Source organism: Microbulbifer sp. YPW1, from assembly GCF_013367775.1.
Lineage (GTDB): Bacteria > Pseudomonadota > Gammaproteobacteria > Pseudomonadales > Cellvibrionaceae > Microbulbifer.
In genome coordinates this window covers 3,155,068-3,175,275 of sequence record NZ_CP055157.1, presented here as the reverse complement: position 1 = coordinate 3,175,275, position 20,208 = coordinate 3,155,068, and the positions used below count along the sequence as shown (strand labels likewise).

Genomic DNA, 20,208 nt, shown 5'->3' with positions numbered 1-20,208 from the left:
ATTTAGGGTGCGCTCAGTCCCGGATCAGGGCGCAGAGGCGGTACTGGAGCTGGACTGCAGGCTGCGAATGGCATCGCGCAGTTGCACCAGGTCCTTGTTCACGGTGCGACGGTAGCTGTCGATGGACTGCACAGCTTCTTCGTTGGCACCGACACGGGCGGTCAGGTCTGCGCGTACGGAAGACAGCTGGCGTTCCAGGCTAGTGACTTTGTCTTTGGTGTCGCGGGAAGCGCTGACCGTAGACTCTTTCAGCTTGGCCAGCTCACTCTCCAGCGCCGCCACCTTCTTCAGGCTGCTCTCAAATCCACTGACCTTTTTGGACAGTGCGGCAACTTGCTGCTTGGCAGAAGCCGCGGCAGCCTTGTTGGCAGCGATGTCCTTGCGGTTGGTGTCGTAGGAAACACCCCACAGCTTGCGGATCTCGGAGGCGTTCTCTTTTACCTTGGCGTTCAGAACTTCCACGGAAGCCGCGGACTCTTCGCCAGACATCTCAAATCGCTTCTCCAGCTGCACGATACGCGCTTCCGCGTCCACCAGCTGTACCCGGGTATCCTGCCACTGGGTGTACAGGAAGCCCGCACCGCCCAGGCCAGCCATCGCCAGCAATAGTGCCACGATCGCCAGAAAAGAAGAGCCACCGCCGGAACCGCGCTCTTCGGCCGCAGCCGGTACAGAGGGCTGAGGCGCTACGTGACGAGGACGACCTCCAGCGGGGCCGTTGGGGATCTGAGGGTCCATAGAAGATGAGCTGCTGCCATCGAATGTGGGCTCTCTACGTTGCATGCTGTTGTCCTGCTTTGGCTTGCGGCCTCAGGGGCCGGAAAACGGTAGAAATAAGCGGCAGTTATACCAAAAACTGACGAAAAAGTAATCGGGTCCAGTTATCAGAATAGGACAGTAAACACGGCCGACCGTGCCGTCATTGATAATCATTCTCGAAATTAACTACAAATGACAGCACGTTTTGCCTCTATTGGGGCGTTCCCGCTCATTCCAACGGCTTAATAATGACATCAAGCGGGTGTAGAATGCCTGCCACCAATAACTGACCTGCTACTGTACTTGGGTCGGTACAGGTCCCAGACAAAGGAAGGAATATCACATGGCACATGTTCTCCCCGAACTCCCCTATGCTATGGATGCGCTGCAGCCGCACATCTCTCAAGAGACTCTGGAATACCACTACGGCAAACACCACAAGACCTACGTCGACAAACTGAACGGCCTGCTGGACGGCACTCCGGACGCGGACAAGTCCCTGGAAGAAGTGATCAAGTCCTCCTCCGGCGGTGTATTCAATAACGCAGCCCAGATCTGGAACCACACTTTCTACTGGAACTGCCTGAGCCCGAACGGCGGTGGCGCAGCGACTGGTGCCGTAGCCGACGCGATCAACGCTGCGTTCGGTTCCTTCGACAAATTCAAAGAAGAATTCACCAACAGCGCGGTGAACAACTTCGGTTCTGGCTGGACCTGGCTGGTGAAAAAAGCCGACGGCTCCGTAGCCATCGTCAACACCTCCAACGCCGAAACTCCGCTGACCGACGACAGCGTCACTCCGCTGCTGACCTGCGACGTGTGGGAACACGCCTACTACATCGACTACCGCAACGCGCGTCCGAAGTACATGGAAGCGTTCTGGGCGCTGCTGAACTGGGAGTTCGTGAACCAGAACTTCGCCTGATCCCCAATCAGGCAAGCGTTCACTGACGCAAAAGGCGGGCCTCTGGCCCGCTTTTTTTATGTCCGCTCCAACCTCAGCTGGTTTCGTGCGCCAGACTGCACCAGAGCACGGAATTTGCATCCTGTCGGGGTTATGGTTACAACACCATGCGCTCGTACAGAGCAATCATCCCTCAAAAACAGAAGCTGAGAGCACAAAATGAAGCTGAAGATGACGTTGCTGGCCGCCGCCATAAGCACCCTGGCCATCACTGGATGCGACCGGGAAGAAAAAGTCGCAGAAGACACTGCGGAGGTCGCCGCCGCGGAGAGTGCACAATCCACAGATGCACAGTCCGATACCACCGCAGAATCCGCGCAGGCCAGCGAAGGCAACCCGGAAGTCATCGCCCAGACCAACGAACTGTTTGAAGAGCAGTTCCAGACCCACGTCAACCGCAGCCCCGAGTTCAAGACCTTTCTGGGTATCAAGGAAGACTATGGCAAGTGGGACGATATCTCCCCGAAGTTCGCCAAGGAAACCCACGAGATCAACAAGCGTCAGCTGGAAGCGCTGAAAAAGATTGATCCGGCGCAACTGGATGCCCCCACCCGCCTCTCTCTGGAGCTGGCTATCCGCAATCTGGAGCAGGATATCGAGGGCTGGAAGTGGCGCCTGCACACCTACCCGGTCAATCAGATGTACGCTGGGCACACCAGCGTTGCCTCCCTGCTGATCAACCAGCACCGGGTGGATGACCTGTCCGACGCGGAAGCCTATATCTCCCGCCTGAACGGCCTGCCCGCGCATTTCGATCAATTGATCGAAAACCTGAAGGAGCGTGCAGACAAGGGCGTGATCGTGCCCAAATTTGTTTTCCCCTACGTGATCAGCGACGGCAAAAACCTGATTACCGGCGCGCCCTATGATGACGGCAAAGACAGCACCCTGTTCGCCGATTTCAAGGGCAAGGTCGACAAGCTCAGCATCAGTGACGAACAGAAATCCGAACTGATCGAGCAAGCCAAAACCGCCATGCTGGAGAGCGTCAAACCGGCCTACGAAAAACTGATCGGCTACCTGGGCGAGCTGGAGAAAAAGGCCACCACCGACGACGGTGCCTGGAAGCTCCCGGACGGAGATGAGTTCTACCAGCACCGCCTGAACGTTTACACCACCACCGACATGACCGCCGATCAGATCCACCAGACCGGCCTGGACGAAGTCAAACGCATCCACGATGAAATGCGCGCGATCATGAAGCAGGTGAAGTTCGAAGGCACCCTGCAGGAATTCTTCGAGTTCATGCGCACCGACGAACAGTTCTACTACCCGGAAACCGAAGAAGGCAAGCAGCGCTACCTGAAGGAAGCCACCGCCATCATCGACACCATGAAAGGCCGCCTGGACGAGCTGTTTATCACCAAGCCGAAAGCAGACCTGGTGGTAAAAGCCGTTGAGCCCTTCCGCGAGAAATCCGCCGGTAAAGCCTTCTATCAGCGCCCTGCCCCAGACGGCTCCCGCCCGGGCATCTACTACGCCAACCTGTACAAGATGAGCAGCATGCCCACCTACCAGATGGAAGCGCTCGCTTACCACGAAGGCATTCCGGGCCACCATATGCAGCTGTCCATCATGCAGGAACTGGAAAATGTCCCCAGCTTCCGCAAGTTCGGTGGCTACACCGCCTACACCGAAGGTTGGGGCCTGTATTCAGAGCTGGTGCCAAAAGAGATCGGCTTCTACAAAGACCCCTACTCCGATTTCGGCCGTCTGGCCATGGAACTGTGGCGCGCCTGCCGTCTCGTAGTGGACACCGGCATGCACAGCAAAAAATGGACCCGCGAAGAAACCATCGACTGGCTGGCAGAAAACAGCCCCAACCCACACGGCGATGTGGTCAAGGCGATCGAGCGCTACATCGTGATGCCAGGCCAGGCCACTGCGTACAAGATCGGCATGATGAAGATCGTCGAACTGCGCGAAAACGCCAAACAGGAACTGGGAGACAAGTTCGATATCCGCGAATTCCACGATGTGGTACTGGCGAATGGTGCGGTGCCGCTGGATGTGCTGGAAGAGCTGGTGGATGACTGGGTTGAGGAAAAGAAAGGGAATTAATTCCCTGCTCAATTAATTTGGCTTTGATCTCTGATCCACTCGCCAACCAACATTACATTTAAGTAACTTTGTAACGCCGGGCCAATCATGTTGGCCCGGCTTTTTTTTGAGTACCGCGTCACGCTACAATAGCCAACTCTTGAAGACCACTATATAACGGCTGCGACTACACGGCAGAGGTTCGCTGACAGGACGTCGCAACTACAACTGCATAACAACAAACACAAAAGTCATCTAAATGGATTTTTCCCTCAAGCACCGTCGCTCCCTTCGCGAAGGCCGGGCAACCCCTCCAGTTTCCCGCAACTTTCCGCGCAGTGCCCTACGCATACTGGCCACCGCGGTAATCACAGGGGGCACCCTTGCCGGCTGCTCATTCGCGCACCAGTTTTTCACCCCCAATATCACTAGTGAAGAAATCACAGAGGTTCGCTACCTGGACCAGGGGTGGAGCGAGGAGGATCGCCAGCTGTTCTACTCCACCCCGCAGGGAACGGAGTTACAGGGGCTGCACTACAAGTGGCTGGAAGCCCTGGAACTTCCCTTTTCAGAGGAAAAGCTGGCCAGCGCCGAAAACATGCGCGGTTGGGGATTTATCGTCGAACCCGAGAAGGCCAACGAGCCGGACCTGGGAGTGCACCCGGTGGGTATGGGGCATCACGTCAATCCGGAGGATGACTCGGTGCGCCTGGACCTGGGCTGCGCGCTCTGCCACACCGGTGAGTTGCACTACAAGGGCACAGCGCTGCGCGTGGACGGGGGCCAGGCGATACACGGGATGTCTACCGGTGCCCCCGGCGAGTTTACCCACTCCCTGGGCGTCACTGCAGTGGAGATGATGTTCAATCCGGCCAAATGGAACCGCTTCGCGGATAGTGTGGCCGGCGACGATCCTGAACAGCGCCGGCAGCTGAAAAAAGACTTTGCCGCGTTCCGCAAACGCTTTTTCGAGTTCGCCAAGGGGCCGGGGAACCCGGACAATTTCCCCACCACCGAGGGCCGCGGGCGCACCGATGCGGTGGGGCGCATTGCCAACGTGGTATTCGGTTACAACCTGGGTATCGAGGACAACTATACCAAGGCCGATGCACCGGTCAGCTATCCGTTCCTGTGGGACATCTGGCGCTTCGACTGGGTGCAATATACCGGGTTTACCAACCAGGCCATGGCGCGCAACGTGGGCGAAAGCCTGGGCGTGATGGCGCCGGTAAAACTGGTGGACGAAACCGGTGCGCTGCTGCCCGAGGGGGAATTCGGCCAGTCCACCATCAATGTGGAAGGCATGCAGTGTATCGAGACCACGCTGCGCAAACTGCGGCCGCCGAAATGGCCAGAGGATGTGCTGGGTAAAATCGATATCCAGCAGGCGCGTCGCGGCAAGAACCTGTTCGCTGACCAATGTGCCCACTGCCATGGCCCCCACGAGTCCAAGCCATACGCATGGTCACTGGCCGCCGGCCCCGAAGACAACCCCGCAGGCCAGCGCAGCGTCAACTGGCAGTGGGATATGTCCGGGCAAGTTTCCTATGACGAGCAAAACCGCCCGGTGCGCGAGGACTGGCGCGAGTCGATGTGGGCAGTCCCCTGGATTGACGTCAGCGTGATCGGCACCGACGCCACCGCAGCGAAAAACTACGTCAATCACACCTTCGATCCGGGCCCCCTGGTACCGCGAGACCCGACAGATCCTAACGATGCAGAAAATCGCCGGGTCAATGCGGGCGACGGGTTGCAGCTGTTGCTGAATACCCTGGTACCGGTTCTCTATGAAAACAACAATATCTCCGCGGACAACAATGGAGTGGCGGATTACGACGGACTCAACGTGCCCTTCCGTATCGTCAACAAGACCGCCTACAAGGCCCGTCCACTGCATGGCGTCTGGGCCACCCCGCCGTTCCTGCACAACGGTTCCGTACCCACCATTTACGATCTCTTGTCCCCGCTTGAGGCGCGCCCGGTACGCTTCGGTGTTGGCCATCGGGAATACAACCCGGCCAAACTCGGTTATATCACCGACCTGCGCCCGGGCAGCTTTGAATTCGACACCACGCAAACCGGCAACAAAAACAGCGGCCACCTGTTTACGGATGCCGACGTGGACGGGCGAATAGGCAAACGCCTCGACGAAGGTGAGCGTATGGCGCTGCTCGAGTATCTCAAGGTGATGGGCAACCCGGACTTTTCCGAGGCGCTCGGTGGAGATCCGCAAAACTGGGACCAGTACCCGCCAGCGCCCGACAGTGCCATCGGTGAGCTGGCCTGCGATCAGTTCCGCCACTCTTCCAGTACACAGTTGGCAGCACGGGAGGAATCCCGATGAACTGGATATTCACCAGCGGACGCGCCGTCGCGCTCGCGTGCGCCTTCGGTGCGCTCACTACCAAGCAAGCTTGGTCTGTACAAAGCCCCTACTCCGGCGAGCCAGATATTGCTAAAGCGCTGGATAACAGTATCGAGAAGCTGGGAATGGATGTATCCACAGACGAGCGCAAAGCCATCGCCTCGGCGATCGTTTCGGCTCGGGAGATTTCCCGCATCGCCCACCAGCACAACAGTCCGGAATATGGCGATCACTACCGCCGTGATGCCCATGCCAAGGCGACCGGGTGTCTGCGTGCGGAGTTCGAAGTCAACGGGGATATTCCGGCGCAGTTCCAGCACAGTGTCTTTGCCCAACCGGGACAGACCTACAAAGCCTGGATCCGCTTTTCCAACGGCGACATGCTGGTTCAACCGGACAGCAAGGGCGATGCCAGGGGGATGGCGGTAAAAGTGATGGGGACCGAAGGACCGGTGATCGCGCCGGAACTGGGCGACGGCAATCAGGACTTCATCATGACCAATACGCCGGCCTTCTTTAACCGCGATATTTTCGACTACGCGGAAAATATGCAGCACCTGGCCAAGCTGGACCGCCGAGGCTGGTTTATCAATCTGTGGCCGCCGCGGCTGCATCTACAAGAAATGCTGCGCGCCTACCAAACGGTGTCTTCGCAAATCGACAATCCGCTGGCGGAGCAATATTTTTCCATGTTGCCCTATCAGCTCGGCGAAACCACGGTGAAATTTTCGAGTCGCCCCTGTGCCGGCGTCCGCTACTCTGCCGATGCGGACAAGACCGCGGATGATTTCCTCACCCGGCAAATGGCCACTACGCTGGAATCCGGCTCAGCCTGCTTTGAGTTTATGGTACAGCCGCGAGCCATCGGCGAGGCCGCGGCAGACATGCCACTGGATGATGCCACGGTGATCTGGGAGGAAACGGCCGCGCCGTTTGTCCCCATCGCGCGGATTCACATTCCGCCGCAAACCTTCACCGGGGAAGCCCAGCAGCAATTCTGTGAAAACCTGTCCATGAACCCCTGGCGCGCAGTCGGAAAATGGGAGCCGCTCGGCAGCCTCAACCGGGCCCGACGGCTGGTCTATCACGCGGTGTCCGAGTTCCGCCACCAGCGCAACGAGGCCCCACAACAGGAACCCGTCGGCTGGTGCATAGCGGGGTCAGATCACCCATGCACACCACAGCAGGGACTGAATATCACCAAGCCCACCTGGCCGCTTGCGCGCTGCTTTGACCATCTGTACCAGCCGTCGGACGGCAGCGCGGCGAGCAGCCAGTGCGGTACTGGCGGCTATGGGGAAGTTGCGCAGGAAGCTACGGCCCCTTACTGAATCACCCCACAGGCGAAGCGGGCACCGCCACCGCCGAGCGGCTTGGGATTATCCGAATAGTTGTCGCCGCCGGCATGGATCACCAGCGCGCGCCCCTTGAGATCGGACTTTTTCAGGCGCGGCGCCAGCACCGGCTCGGATGCATTGCCGTCGTTGTCCACATACAGTGCCGGCAGGTCTCCCAGGTGGCCATCGCCCCAGGGCATACCGTGTTTGCCGGTTTTTTGCGGGTCGTAGTGGCTCCCCGCTGCCAGGCCCGGCACTTTCTTGCCGTCCTTCATCGCCGGCTCGCAACTGCCATTTTCGTGTAGATGGAAGCCGTGCAGGCCACTGGGTAACCCTTTCAGGCTCGGAGTGAATACCAGTCCGTGCGGGGACTCGGTAATCGTGACGGTGCCCAGCATTGAACCTACACCCGAGCTATCGAGTTTCAGCACACTGACCACGGTTTCGGCATGGGCGGCCAGCGCCAGGCCACTGGCCAGGGCCCCCGCAACAATCGTTCTGGCGAGATGATTCATGACATTCCTCCACTGCAAGCCGGCAACCGCAAAAGTCTCCGGCGGATAAATTCACGTGATTGCTAACAGTGTAGAAGTAAATGCCAAAAGCGGGAGCGGCCGCCAATCGGCGACCGCGCCCGGGGATACAGACTCAGATATTGAGGACCTGTTTTACGAAGGGAATGGTGATCTTGCGCTGGGCCTGCAACGAGGCACGATCCAGCTGCTCCAGGCAGGCAAATAATGCACGGGTATCCCGCGGCGCCCGGTGCAGGATGTACAGGGCCACATCCTCCGGCAGGTCAAAGCCGCGCAGACGGCTGCGCTGGCGCAAAGCTGCCAGCTTGTCCGCATCGCTCAGCGGGTGCAGCTGGAAGGTCAGCCCCCACTGCAGGCGCGATTTCAGGTCCGCCAGCTCCAGATCAAGTCCGCGCGGAGACTTGCGCGCCCCCAACAGCAACTGGCGGCCGCTATCGCGCAGGCGGTTATACAGGTGAAACAACGCGGTTTGCCAGTTCTCCCGCCCCTCTATCAGGTGCAGGTCGTCGATACATACGAGGTCCAGGTATTCGAGCCCTTCCACGATGACCTCGGGGTTGGCCTCGATCAGATCCATCAGCGGCAGGTACTGGAAACGGCGCCCGGCGCTCTCCGCCACCTGGCACACGGACTGCAGCAGATGCGTGATCCCGCTGCCGGATTCCCCCCACAGGAAAATCGCCTGCTCGGTATTGTCGCCGCTGGCAAAGGCCCGCAGCAGGTCCACTACCTGGCGGTTGCCGTCATCGGGAGAGCGAAAAAAATTGGCGAAGGTGGCGTCGTCCCGCAGGGATACCCCCAGCGAGAGCTGTTGTGGAACACCACCGGATTTACTGCTATCAGACACGGGTTACTGCCAGTTGTAACGCAGGGGGTTCTGGGCACTGCCGAGTGGAGCACGGTAGCCGGACAGATCTACCAGCCCGTCGTCTCTGGACAGCTGCAGATTGCGATTCAACGCCAGCACATCCCGCAGGGACTCAAGCTGGGTACTGGTCGTGAGCGCCAGTGTCAGGCGATCGCCATTCACCGCCAGCACATCCGCACTGCTCACCTGGGCCAGGCCCTGCAGGTACTTGGTTGCACTGGAGTAATCTGCAAAGCTGCGGATGCCGGAAATCTCGACCAGTACCGCGCTGGCGACACCGGTATCGTCGGTGCGCACTGCGTAACGCTCTGCGAGCTGGTTGGCAGCTTCGTTCACCCCACGCAGGGCAACTTCCTCGAGGGAGGAGCCGCTGGCATCAAACGCGTAGCTGCGGCCGCCGTGAATCAGCAGCCAGTTGGCCTGCCAGCGCTGCCCGGAAGTCTGCAGCAGGCGTCCCATCAGCGTGGCGTCGGGGCGATAACGCACTCCGGCGCGTTGCGCGGCGCTCTCGTCCTGGGCCCAGAGCGCTCCCAGCGGCATATTGCGCTGGTCGTTCAGGTCCATGACCGGGAAGTCCAGTGGCAGGCCGCGCTCCAGCGCCAGGCCATCGAGCAGACCGAACAGCTCGGGATAATCTTCCTGGCGCAGGGTATCGCGGCCACTCTGGAGGGTATCAACCGCCATCCACACCAGAGTGCCCGGGCGGTTGTTGGGCCACAGGGGCAGCTGCAACTGGTGCACCAGGTCGTTCACCGCCTGCGGGTCGAACGTCAGTTGCAGGAACAGCTGGTTATCGTCGGTATCGTAGCGATAGCTCTGGACGTACTTCTGTGCCTGCTTGAGCACTGGTGCCAGTTTGGGGTTGTTCCCCACGTTCTGGTCGCCGGTTACCCGAATGAAGACCCGCTCCAGGCCGCGGCTGGTGGCCCCAGCGCGGTCGGTGGTGCCGCGGCTCGAGACCGCCTCACTCACCTCGTACAGATCCGGCATCACCCGTGCGGATGCCGGCAGAGCAGACATGAATACTGCCAGCAGCAGCAAAAAACAGAGCAGCACCCGGGGGTTTATGATCGATGGCATTGGCTCGCGGTCCCCTTACCTCTTTTATATTACAGATGCACATCCCTGCGCAGATTCGCACCAGATCGGGCCTCTCAGGGGCCCCGATACCTGAAAACAGGTGGTGCGCTCACACGCCGAAGACGAGCCCCGGCAGTCAATTACCGGCTATTGTATCAGTGTCGGCTGTTTCTCCCAGCCTTCAGTTCGCACATTCGGGCAATTTTCCACTAGAATACGCGCCCTTCCAAACAGGCCCTTAACAGGTTGAACCATGAGCGACTCCAAGCCGAACTCTTCCTCCACTAGCCCTTCCCTCAGCTACAAGGACGCCGGTGTCGATATCGACGCGGGAAATGCCCTGGTTGAGCGCATCAAGCATGTTGCCAAGCGCACCGCGCGCCCGGAAGTGATGGGCGGCCTCGGCGGCTTCGGCGCCCTGTGCGAGCTGCCCAGCGGCTACAAGCAGCCAGTGCTGGTCTCCGGCACCGACGGCGTCGGCACCAAGCTGCGCCTGGCGATGGATCTCGGCATCCACGACACCATCGGCATCGACCTGGTCGCCATGTGTGTGAACGATCTGGTGGTCGCCGGTGCAGAACCCCTGTTCTTCCTGGATTACTACGCCACCGGCAAGCTCAATGTAGACATTGCCGCCGATGTCGTAGCGGGCATTGGCAAGGGCTGTGAACTGGCCGGCGCTGCGCTGGTCGGCGGTGAAACCGCGGAAATGCCCGGCATGTACGAGGGCGACGACTACGACCTGGCCGGTTTCTGTGTCGGCGTGGTAGAGAAGTCGGAGATCATCGACGGCTCCAAAGTACAGGCCGGCGACAAGCTGATCGGCCTCGGCGCTTCCGGCCCCCACTCCAACGGCTACTCCCTGATCCGCAAGGTACTGGAAATCAGCGGTGCCGACCTGCACAAAGATCTCGAGGGCAAAACCCTCGCGGAATCCCTGATGGCGCCGACCCGCATCTATGTGAAGAGCCTGCTGAGCCTGATGAAAGAAGTTCAGGTTAATGCGCTCAGCCACATCACCGGCGGCGGCCTGCTGGAAAACCTGCCGCGGGTACTCCCGGAGAATGCGCGCGCGGTAATCGACACCAAGAGCTGGGACCTGCCTCCGGTATTCCGCTGGCTGCAGGAGGCCGGCAACATCGAGGGCCGCGAAATGTACCGCACCTTCAACTGCGGTGTGGGCATGGTGATCTGTGTGCCGGCGGCAGAAGCAGACAAGGCTGTAGCCAAGTTGAAGGAACTGGGCGAGGACGCCTTTATTGTCGGCAGCATCGAGACCGCCGCCGAAGGCGACACCGGTGAAGCTGTCGAGCTGGCGGGACTGTAATCCTACGATGTCGAATCCATCTTCCAGCAAGTGCCGCGCGGTAGTCCTGATCTCCGGAAGCGGCACCAACCTACAGGCATTCCTGGATGCAGTAACGGCAGCCGAGTGCGCTTACAGCATCGAAGCCGTTATCAGCAACAAAGCGGACGCCTACGGCCTGACCCGGGCAAAGAATGCCGGGGTCGCCACCGAGGTGCTCAGCCACCGGGACTTCTCGGATCGCGAAAGCTTCGATCAGGCGATGATTGAGGTAATCGACGCCTACGAGCCAGACCTGGTGATATTGGCCGGCTTCATGCGCATCCTCACTCCCGGGTTTGTGCGCCATTACAGCGGCCGCATGTTGAACATTCACCCCTCTCTGCTGCCCAAGTACCAGGGCCTGCACACACACCAGCGCGCACTGGACGCCGGTGACAGCGAACACGGCGCGACGGTACACTTTGTCACTGAAGAGCTGGATGGTGGCCCGCCTGTACTACAGGCCGCCGTGCCCATCGAAGCCGGTGATGACGCGGGCACACTTTCACAGCGTGTTCAGGTACAGGAACATATCATCTATCCGATGGCCGCTACCTGGTTCGCCCAGGGGCGGCTGAAGATGGCCGGCGATCGCGCCGAGCTGGATGGCGAGCTGCTGCCACGCAGCGGCAAACGCCTCGACTGACAGGCCGACTACACTTTCGGCCTGAATCACGGAATCAGACATTCAGGCCGGAGGTGGAACCTTGACTCCCAACGTACTGCGCAAAAAAATCATCAGCAGCTCGCTGTTTTCCTTTCTCTCCCTGTTGGCCCTCGCGCCGTTGACCCCTCTCAGCCAGGCTGAAACAGCGACAACCGCCAAATCCCAGGTGCTCCAGCCATTTACCGCCACCTACAAAGCCGAGTTCAGCGGCTTTGGGGTAACCGCAGAGCGCAAACTCAGTGGCTCTCCTACCAGCTGGCGGCTGGATTTTTCCGCCCACTCCATGTTTGCCAAAATCGAGGAGTACTCCCGCTTCGCCCAACAGGGGCAGCGTCTGGTACCACAACACTACGATTACCAGAAATCCGGCCTCGGCAAGGATCGCCACACAGCGCTGAGTTTTGAAGATGGCGCCAGCCGCGTGGTCAATGTTTACGACAAATCTCGCAGCATCGAAAAGGCGCCCGCCAATATTCAGGATAAAATCAGTTATCAGTTGCAGCTGGCAATGGATGTCGCCAACGGCAAAACACCACTGAAGTACCAGGTAGCCGACGGTAAGAGGATTCGCGAATACGAGTTTCGTGTGGCGGGCAAAGAGACCGTGAAAACGCCCATGGGCGCGGTGGAAACCATCAAGGTGCAGCGTGTCCGTGAAGAGGACGCGGAGCGCGTCACCAATATCTGGTTCGCCCCGCAATGGAATTACGCGCTGGTAAAACTCAAGCAATACGAAGATGGCAAGAGCTACCAGATCACCCTGACGAAACTATCCATTGATGGGCAAGAAGTTAACGTCGATCAATAATTCTTCCGCCAGCTCGCTCACAAATTTTTCACGTATTTCACATCAACTGGTCGCGCTATCCATCATGGATCGCGACCATCCACCATTCGAAAAATACCGATTAAAAGAAGGTCAAAAAATACCAATCTTCTTTGCAAAAACCTCCCCGGAACAAGCCGACTAGAAATTTCATAAATTTTTTTCACACTCTCCAAAAAAACCACGTCAACCGGTAGATTTTTCCGCTACTCGTCACTATAAAGACGCTCGTTTTAGCAAGTAGGTGAATTTGGCACTGCTAGACTTCGTCTACTAGGAATTTGTTTGCTTTAAACAATTTTTTCCGGAAAAGCTTCTCTGTGAAACATTGGGCAGTTTTCCCGTTGGCACACAATTCAGCAAATAGAGTGGAAACCCATGACTATCAAAACTCTGCGCAAAGCCGCATTGGCCGCCGCAATCTGTTCCGTATCCGCTGGTACTTTTTCTAGTGGTGCTATGGCAGCGGGCTTTGCCCTTCAGGAATCCAGTACTTCTGGACTGGGCCGCGCCTTTGCCGCGGAAAATGCCATCGGCGATAACGCGGCTATTCTCGCTCGCAACCCGGCGGGTTCCGCGTTGTTTAACAAGATGGCCTTTTCTATTGGTGCAACCTACGTAAATCCTGAAATCGATGCGGCCGGCACCACCGATTACTACCTGCTTACCGCTGCAGGCCCGAGCCTCGCGGGTTCCATTTTTGACACCGCAGATGACTACGCAAGTAGCGCCGTGGTGCCCAACGCCTATCTTGCAGTGCCCTTTGACGATTGCTGGTCCTTCGGTTTGGCGATGAATACCGACTATGGTCTGGAAACCGACTTCAACAGCAGCTGGCCGGTCACCCACATCGCTGACAAAACCGAACTACTGTCCGTTAATATTGCACCTTCTGTTGCCTTCGACTGGAACGACCAGTTCAGCATCGGTGTATCCGCAAATATCCTGTATGCGGACGCTACGCTGAAGAGCAAAGTACCCAATAACTTCCTGCTGGACCCACTGGCTGAACAGGTACTGGGTGGCCCCGCTTCGAATGCGCGTATCCTTGATGCCGATGGCGATGACTGGGAATACGGCTGGAGCGTAGGCATGCTGTGGCGCAGCGTGGACGGCCGCACCCATATTGGTGTTTCTTACCAGTCAGAACTGGACCCTGAAATCGAGGCCGACGTAAATTCGGACCTGTTAACCAGTGTCAACACCGGGCTCCCGTTTGACAATGAGCGCGCAAATCTGACGCTCGATCTGCCAGACACGCTCGAACTGGGACTTTACCATCGCTTCCACGATGAATGGGGCGTAGCTCTCGGAGCCATGTGGACAGATTGGGACGATTTCCAACGCCTGGAAGCCTTCTTCCCCCGCCAGCGCGTGAACGGTCAACCCTTCCCGGAATACAACCCGCTAAAAATTAAGGAAGAAAACTTCAAAAGTGGCTGGCGCTACAGCCTCGGGGTTGAATACTACCCCTGTGATGAGGTCACCTGGCGCGTAGGCTACGCCTACGACAACGGTGCAGCGAGAAACGGATTCAACAATGATGCTATCGCCGAGTCCGCCGCCTTCGGCCTGGGAGCTGGCCAGGGCTTGCCGGTAACCTGGCGCACCCTCTCCATCCCTGATGCAGATCGCCAGTGGGTAACCTTCGGTGGCACCTACAAAGTCAACAATCAGCTGAGCATCGACGGCGGTCTGGCTTATCTGTGGGGTGACGATGAACGCATCCAGGAATTCCAGGCACTGCCTCTGACTCCGGATGTTGGGCTTGGCACTTACTTTGACGGCGGTACCACCAACCTGGAAGCCTGGTTGGTTGGCGCCTCCCTAAATTACAGTTTCTGAAACAGGTAACGTCAGAACTTGCTTTCAAACCGGGCCCAGTGCCCGGTTTTTTTTATCCTCTCGTGCCCGCTTTTAAAGCGCATGCACCAAATCACCCCGCCGGTTCGCACCGAAAGCGCCCGGCCCGATTTTTCAAGTGCACCAAGATTATTCCATCGGCACCACATTAGAGCCCTATTGATGCCGAGTTAACACCGCAGCGAAGCGCTCAAAATCGCAGCTCGACACACCCCTGGCGCGCCTTCCAACCTCACTTACTTCTCCCGTCGCAGCGGCTAGATGAATGCCAGCCAGGAACACTTCCTTGCCAGGACACATGCAAAAACTTTTTAAATACAATAAGTTACGTCACCCTGCCTAACTACATAGCAACCGCCATACCGTGTACATCTCTGCGCCCCACGCGGCCCCCATACTTATCTCCGATGAAAAAGTTGGCATAGAGCCTGCAATGCCCTCAGTAAGTGCGGAACTAAATTTCCGTAGTGAAATGATTCGCCAATTCCGGCACCTCATTTCCGTTGAACAAGCGGGCAACCTGTTGCCCGAATAACAATCAGACCGGCATCGTAATGCGATGCCCTTGAGCAGAGGCGCTCACCGATCCTGTCCCTGGAGGCAGGTCATCGGTGGGCGTTTTTTTTGGCCCAGATTTTTCGAACTAACAAAACTGAAAACTTAAAAAAGACCAGGAGCACAATAACCATGCAATGGAAAAAGCCCTTCAAGAAACTTGCCGCTTCGCTGGCACTGGCCGTGGGATTCTCCTCGGGAACAGTTTCAGTCAACGCAGAGGACCTCGGCTACCCCGAAAAAGAAGAGCTGACGTTCGGCTTTATCAAACTCACTGATATGGCTCCCATTGCCATCGCCTATGAAAAAGGGTTCTTCGAAGACGAGGGCCTGTACGTCACTATCGAAGCGCAGGCCAACTGGAAAGTCCTGCTGGATGGCGTTATCGACGGTCGCCTCGACGGCGCGCATATGCTGGCGGGCCAGCCGATCGCAGCCACCATGGGCTTCGGCACCAAGGCCGACATCATCACGCCTTTCTCCATGGACCTGAACGGTAACGGCATCACGGTTTCCAACACTATCTGGGAGCAGATGAAGCCGAATATTCCGAAGATGGAAGATGGGCGCCCGGTGCACCCGATCAAGGCCGATGCACTCAAGCCTGTAGTGGAAAAATACAAGGCGGATGGTAAGCCGTTCAATATGGGTATGGTGTTCCCGGTATCCACGCACAACTACGAACTGCGGTACTGGCTGGCTGCCGGAGGCATTCACCCCGGCTACTACGCGCCGCACAAGGGAGATATCTCTGGCCAGATCGATGCAGACGCGCTGCTGTCTGTTACCCCGCCCCCGCAGATGCCCGCGACACTGGAAGCCGGCACCATTTACGGCTACTGCGTGGGTGAGCCCTGGAACCAACAGGCGGTATTCAAGGATATCGGTGTTCCAGTGGTTACCGATTACGAAATCTGGAAAGACAATCCGGAAAAGGTTTTCGGCATAACCAAAGAGTTCGCCGAGAAATACCCTAACACCACGGTGCGTATTACCCGCGCCCTGATCCGCGCCGCCATGTGGCTGGACGAGAATAACAACGCCAACCGTCCGGAGGCGGTGAAGATCCTGTCGCAATCCAATTATGTCGGTGCCGACTACGATGTCATCGCCAACAGCATGACCGGCACCTTCGAGTACGAAAAAGGTGACAAGCGCGAAGTACCGGATTTCAATGTTTTCTTCCGCTATAACGCCACCTACCCCTACTACTCCGATGCCATCTGGTATCTCACCCAGATGCGTCGCTGGGGCCAGATTTCCGAAGACAAGCCGGACACCTGGTACAAGGAACTCGCCTCCAAGGTTTACCGCCCGGATATCTACGAGGCCGCCGCAAAGTCTTTGATCGCAGAGAAGTTGGCCAAGCCGGAACAGTTCCCCGACTTTGCCACCGAAGACGGCTTCCGCGATCCGCAGACACACTTTATTGACGGCATCGTCTACAACGGCCAGAAACCCAACGAATATATCGACAAGTTTTCCATCGGCCTGAAGTCCGGCCAGAAGCTCTGATCGACCTGGAGCGAACCGGGCTCGCCAGCCGAGCCCCGGTTCACATCGAAAGATGAAAATCAAAAACGATTTGGAAACTCAACGAATCCACTCATTCAGAGTGCCGAGGTAACAGAAGATGAACACCACTACTGTGAATACCGGAAAGTTTTATGGTTTCAGGTTGCCACAACTGAACAGTGTTTGGCTGAGTAATGCCGTTCGCCTGGTGGCGCTGCCGCTGGCTGGCATCCTTGCCTTTCTGCTTTTGTGGTCTGTCACCGCACAGAAAATCGATACCTCTTTGGGAAAATTCCCCGGCCCCTCTGCAGTGATGGAACAGTTCGATGCGCTCTACAGTGAACACCAGCGCTCGCGGGAAAAAGAGCACGCCTTTTACGAACGCCAGGAAGTACGCAATGCAAAGCGTGTTGCCGAAGATCCCTCTTATGTTCCCAAAATCCGCGACTATACCGGCAAGGAAACCTTTATTGACCAGATCTTTACCAGCCTGATCACGGTCATGAGTGGGTTCCTGTTAGCCGTTGCCATTGCCATTCCATTGGGTATAGCGGTTGGCCTGAGCAAAACCCTGAACAGCGCCGTGAATCCTATCGTACAGATATTCAAGCCGGTGTCCCCCCTGGCCTGGCTACCGCTGGTGACCATGGTAGTTTCCGCCGTGTACACCACCCCGGAACCGATGGTGGCCAAATCATTTCTCAACTCGATGATTACCGTCACTCTGTGCTGCCTGTGGCCCATGGTGATCAATACTGCCGTAGGCGTCGCGGGCATTGATAACGATCTGGTGAATGTGAGCAAGGTACTGCGTCTCCCGGCACTGCGACATGTACAGAAAATCGTACTACCTGCCTCGGTACCGATGATTTTCACCGGCATGCGTCTTTCTCTGGGCGTGGCCTGGATGGTACTGATCGCGGCGGAAATGCTTGCACAAAACCCGGGACTCGGAAAATTTGTCTGGGATGAATTTCAGAACGGTAGCTCCGATTCACTCGCGCGCATTATGGCCGCGGTACTGGTGATCGGATTTATTGGCTTTCTGCTGGACCGGGGCATGCTGGCACTACAGAAGCTGGTTTCCTGGGACAACTCCGCCGCACAGTAGCGACGAGATCAGCAAACTTTTCATGCAGAAACCAGCACAGTAACCGAATTAAATTTGTGGAGATCGAGACAATGAGTGTACTTCTGGATATCAGTCATATCGATATGGAATTCCCCACTCCCAAGGGACCTTTCACAGCCCTTCGGGATGTCGACCTGAAAATTCAGCAGGGTGAATTCGTATCCCTAATAGGTCATTCGGGCTGCGGTAAATCCACCGTGCTGAATGTGGTTGCGGGGCTCTACCAGGCAACCCGTGGCGGCGTCATTCTTAATGGTAAGGAAGTGACTGAACCGGGCCCGGAACGTGCCGTGGTTTTTCAGAACCACTCCCTGCTGCCCTGGCTCACGGCGTACGAAAATGTCGAGCTGGCGGTAAAGCAGGTCTTTGGTAAAAGTAAATCCAAAGCGGAGATGCGCCAGTGGATCGAGCACAACCTGGAACTGGTGCACATGAGCCATGCCATGCACAAGCGTCCCGGGGAAATCAGCGGTGGTATGAAGCAACGGGTCGGCATCGCGCGCGCGCTCGCCATGCAGCCCAAAGTGCTGCTGATGGATGAGCCCTTCGGTGCTTTGGACGCACTCACCCGGGCACATATGCAGGATTCCCTGATGGAGATCCAGGCCGAGCTGAATAACACCGTGATCATGATTACCCACGACGTGGACGAAGCAGTCTTGCTCTCTGACCGCATCGTGATGATGACCAATGGCCCCGCCGCTACTATTGGCGAAATCCTTGACGTAAACCTCGAGCGACCACGGCATCGACTAGAGCTGGCCGATGACCAGCTTTACAACCAGTACCGGGCCAAAGTGCTGAAGTTCCTGCACGAACGTCACAGTAAACCCGATGTTCCGACAACAAAGTCCAAACCCCAGAAAACCGAAACCTCTTCCTCCGCGACGTCGAAAAACAAAACGAGCGTACCGGAAACTGTTGATAACGCAGCCTGAATTACCGCATAAAATAGTAAACCGAATTGCCTGACCGACAGTGGGTCAACGCTGTCGACAGGGGCCCCTGCGCCCAAAAAACTGGGCAAGGGGCGAAAGGAACTACACGATTCTCTGAAAAAGGAAAACAACATGAAAAGCCAGAACCTTCTGACAACCGCTCTCCAATCCGCAGTTCAACGCCGTACACTCGCACTCGCTGTAAGCACCCTGAGTGCCGCAACGGTAACCGCACCGGCCTTTGCGCAGGAAATGACGGAAACCGAAGCGCCCGCAGTAACCAGCTTCGGCGAAGCCCTCGCCCAGGGTGAAGCCACTCTCGGCTTCCGTGCGCGTACCGAGATGGTCGACGTAGATGGTAACGACGTGGACTTGACCAGCCTTCAGACGCGGCTCACTTACTCTTCTGCCGCTTATCAGGGCTTTAGCACTCTGATCGAAATGGACGACGTTACACATATCACCGATTTTGAAGGTGGCATCGGCGACCCCGAAGGAACCGAAGTCAACCAGGCTTATCTGGCCTACACTGCCGGTGCCACCACGTTTAAATACGGACGTCAGCGAATTCTGTTGGACAACCAACGTTTTGTTGGCGGTGTCGGTTTCCGCCAGAACGAACAGACGTACGACGGATTTAGTGCAAGTAATACCAGCATTGCCGACACCACCCTGTTCCTGGCACACGTACACAACGTCAATCGTATCTTCGGTGAAGACAGTCCCATTGGCGACCACACCAATGACACCTATCTGCTGAATGCAAAATACGCAGGCCTGTCCGCCGGTGCCCTGAGTGGCTACGCCTACCTGATTGACAATGAGGATGCCGCGGCTTTCTCCACCGATACCTACGGTGTCCGCTTCGCCGGTAGTCAGGAGGCCCTGAGCTATGCGCTGGAATATGCTACCCAGTCTTCTGCGGCCAACAACCCGGCGGATTACGACGCCGATTACCTGCTGGCTGAAGGCGCTTACAAACTTGGTGCAGTGACACTCGCAGCGGGCTACGAGCTGCTGGGCGCGGATGGTGCAGATGGACAATTCATTACTCCCCTGGCGACGCTGCATAAGTTCCAGGGTTGGAGCGATAAATTTCTCGGCGGCGGCACCGGCAATATTGTCGGTGGTATTGAAGATGTTTACCTGACGGTCGGCACCAATCTGGGCGGCGTCAAGTTTGCACTCAACTATCACCAGCTCAGTTCTGATGACAGCGGCGTATCCGGCATGGACAAGCTCGGCAGCGAAGCCGGGTTTCTGGTTGCAGGCAAACTCGCCGGGGTCAATCTCAGCATGAAGTACAGCAACTACACCGCAGATGACTTCAGCGTTGACACCAACAAGCTCTGGCTCACTGCGGCAGCGCAATTCTGATCCTGCTCACAGGATACACAGAAGTACCCCAACCCACT

16 protein-coding genes are annotated in these 20,208 nt (G+C 57.4%); 12 read left to right on the top strand and 4 right to left on the bottom strand.

Translation table 11 applies throughout. The features are described 5' to 3' along the window. Window positions 1-24: 24 nt before the first annotated feature. Window positions 25-783, bottom strand: a complete 759-nt coding sequence (locus tag HUW35_RS12945) for a hypothetical protein (RefSeq protein WP_181252697.1) — start codon at window positions 781-783, stop codon at window positions 25-27. Window positions 784-1,102: 319 nt separating this feature from the next. Here HUW35_RS12945 and HUW35_RS12940 point away from each other — a divergent pair, with 319 nt between their 5' ends. The 4 genes from HUW35_RS12940 (at window position 1,103) to HUW35_RS12925 (ending at window position 7,459) form a co-directional block, all read left to right on the top strand. Further along, window positions 1,103-1,684 carry a superoxide dismutase gene (locus HUW35_RS12940; RefSeq protein WP_078084125.1) on the top strand — a complete coding sequence of 194 codons (582 nt, stop codon included), beginning with the start codon at window positions 1,103-1,105 and terminating at the stop codon, window positions 1,682-1,684. 198 nt (window positions 1,685-1,882) lie between these two features. After that, complete coding sequence (locus HUW35_RS12935; protein WP_181252696.1) at window positions 1,883-3,784, top strand: DUF885 family protein; 1,902 nt, start codon at window positions 1,883-1,885, stop codon at window positions 3,782-3,784. 238 nt (window positions 3,785-4,022) lie between these two features. Then, the gene (locus tag HUW35_RS12930; protein ID WP_255463282.1) at window positions 4,023-6,107 is read left to right on the top strand and encodes a di-heme-cytochrome C peroxidase; all 2,085 of its coding nucleotides are present in this window, start codon (window positions 4,023-4,025) and stop codon (window positions 6,105-6,107) included. Next, window positions 6,104-7,459: a catalase family protein gene (locus tag HUW35_RS12925; protein WP_181252695.1), complete on the top strand. Its 1,356-nt coding sequence runs from the start codon at window positions 6,104-6,106 to the stop codon at window positions 7,457-7,459. The genes HUW35_RS12930 and HUW35_RS12925 overlap by 4 nt, the downstream gene beginning before the upstream one ends. Here the strand turns inward: HUW35_RS12925 and sodC are convergent. From sodC to HUW35_RS12910, 3 genes are all read right to left on the bottom strand, one after another. After that, complete coding sequence (gene sodC, locus HUW35_RS12920) at window positions 7,453-7,980, bottom strand: superoxide dismutase family protein (RefSeq protein WP_181252694.1); 528 nt, start codon at window positions 7,978-7,980, stop codon at window positions 7,453-7,455. The two genes, HUW35_RS12925 and sodC, sit on opposite strands and share 7 nt — an antisense overlap. Before the next feature lie 133 nt (window positions 7,981-8,113). Beyond that, window positions 8,114-8,848, bottom strand: coding sequence for a DnaA regulatory inactivator Hda (hda, locus tag HUW35_RS12915; protein WP_181252693.1), 735 nt, complete (start codon window positions 8,846-8,848; stop codon window positions 8,114-8,116). Window positions 8,849-8,851: 3 nt separating this feature from the next. After that, entirely contained in the window at window positions 8,852-9,949 is a 1,098-nt protein-coding gene (locus HUW35_RS12910; RefSeq protein WP_255463281.1) for a DUF2066 domain-containing protein, read from the bottom strand. 253 nt (window positions 9,950-10,202) lie between these two features. On the opposite strand from HUW35_RS12910, the gene purM reads away from it, so the two are divergent. The 8 genes from purM to HUW35_RS12870 all read left to right on the top strand — a co-directional run bounded on the left by purM (window position 10,203) and on the right by HUW35_RS12870 (window position 20,170). After that, window positions 10,203-11,276, top strand: a complete 1,074-nt coding sequence (gene purM / locus HUW35_RS12905; protein WP_181252692.1) for a phosphoribosylformylglycinamidine cyclo-ligase — start codon at window positions 10,203-10,205, stop codon at window positions 11,274-11,276. 7 nt (window positions 11,277-11,283) lie between these two features. Continuing rightward, window positions 11,284-11,943, top strand: coding sequence for a phosphoribosylglycinamide formyltransferase (purN, locus tag HUW35_RS12900; RefSeq protein WP_181252691.1), 660 nt, complete (start codon window positions 11,284-11,286; stop codon window positions 11,941-11,943). Between the two features lie 61 nt (window positions 11,944-12,004). Further along, window positions 12,005-12,772: a DUF3108 domain-containing protein gene (locus HUW35_RS12895; protein ID WP_255463280.1), complete on the top strand. Its 768-nt coding sequence runs from the start codon at window positions 12,005-12,007 to the stop codon at window positions 12,770-12,772. 396 nt (window positions 12,773-13,168) lie between these two features. Continuing rightward, window positions 13,169-14,635: an OmpP1/FadL family transporter gene (locus tag HUW35_RS12890; protein ID WP_181252690.1), complete on the top strand. Its 1,467-nt coding sequence runs from the start codon at window positions 13,169-13,171 to the stop codon at window positions 14,633-14,635. 705 nt (window positions 14,636-15,340) lie between these two features. Beyond that, window positions 15,341-16,723, top strand: coding sequence for a CmpA/NrtA family ABC transporter substrate-binding protein (locus tag HUW35_RS12885; protein WP_181252689.1), 1,383 nt, complete (start codon window positions 15,341-15,343; stop codon window positions 16,721-16,723). Between the two features lie 118 nt (window positions 16,724-16,841). Beyond that, window positions 16,842-17,834: an ABC transporter permease gene (locus tag HUW35_RS12880; RefSeq protein WP_181252688.1), complete on the top strand. Its 993-nt coding sequence runs from the start codon at window positions 16,842-16,844 to the stop codon at window positions 17,832-17,834. A gap of 71 nt (window positions 17,835-17,905) precedes the next feature. Further along, the gene (locus tag HUW35_RS12875; RefSeq protein ID WP_181252687.1) at window positions 17,906-18,793 is read left to right on the top strand and encodes an ABC transporter ATP-binding protein; all 888 of its coding nucleotides are present in this window, start codon (window positions 17,906-17,908) and stop codon (window positions 18,791-18,793) included. Window positions 18,794-18,925: 132 nt separating this feature from the next. Further along, window positions 18,926-20,170, top strand: coding sequence for an alginate export family protein (locus HUW35_RS12870; protein ID WP_181252686.1), 1,245 nt, complete (start codon window positions 18,926-18,928; stop codon window positions 20,168-20,170). Window positions 20,171-20,208: the final 38 nt, after the last annotated feature.

Excerpts from the sequence above, each read along its gene's own strand:
- HUW35_RS12945 (WP_181252697.1), bottom strand. The coding sequence starts at position 783 with ATGCAACGTAGAGAGCCCACATTCGATGGCAGCAGCTCATCTTCTATG.
- HUW35_RS12940 (WP_078084125.1), top strand. The coding sequence starts at position 1,103 with ATGGCACATGTTCTCCCCGAACTCCCCTATGCTATGGATGCGCTGCAG.
- HUW35_RS12935 (WP_181252696.1), top strand. The coding sequence starts at position 1,883 with ATGAAGCTGAAGATGACGTTGCTGGCCGCCGCCATAAGCACCCTGGCC.
- HUW35_RS12930 (WP_255463282.1), top strand. The coding sequence starts at position 4,023 with ATGGATTTTTCCCTCAAGCACCGTCGCTCCCTTCGCGAAGGCCGGGCA.
- HUW35_RS12925 (WP_181252695.1), top strand. The coding sequence starts at position 6,104 with ATGAACTGGATATTCACCAGCGGACGCGCCGTCGCGCTCGCGTGCGCC.
- sodC (WP_181252694.1), bottom strand. The coding sequence starts at position 7,980 with ATGAATCATCTCGCCAGAACGATTGTTGCGGGGGCCCTGGCCAGTGGC.
- HUW35_RS12910 (WP_255463281.1), bottom strand. The coding sequence starts at position 9,949 with ATGCCATCGATCATAAACCCCCGGGTGCTGCTCTGTTTTTTGCTGCTG.
- purM (WP_181252692.1), top strand. The coding sequence starts at position 10,203 with ATGAGCGACTCCAAGCCGAACTCTTCCTCCACTAGCCCTTCCCTCAGC.
- purN (WP_181252691.1), top strand. The coding sequence starts at position 11,284 with ATGTCGAATCCATCTTCCAGCAAGTGCCGCGCGGTAGTCCTGATCTCC.
- HUW35_RS12890 (WP_181252690.1), top strand. The coding sequence starts at position 13,169 with ATGACTATCAAAACTCTGCGCAAAGCCGCATTGGCCGCCGCAATCTGT.
- HUW35_RS12885 (WP_181252689.1), top strand. The coding sequence starts at position 15,341 with ATGCAATGGAAAAAGCCCTTCAAGAAACTTGCCGCTTCGCTGGCACTG.
- HUW35_RS12880 (WP_181252688.1), top strand. The coding sequence starts at position 16,842 with ATGAACACCACTACTGTGAATACCGGAAAGTTTTATGGTTTCAGGTTG.
- HUW35_RS12875 (WP_181252687.1), top strand. The coding sequence starts at position 17,906 with ATGAGTGTACTTCTGGATATCAGTCATATCGATATGGAATTCCCCACT.
- HUW35_RS12870 (WP_181252686.1), top strand. The coding sequence starts at position 18,926 with ATGAAAAGCCAGAACCTTCTGACAACCGCTCTCCAATCCGCAGTTCAA.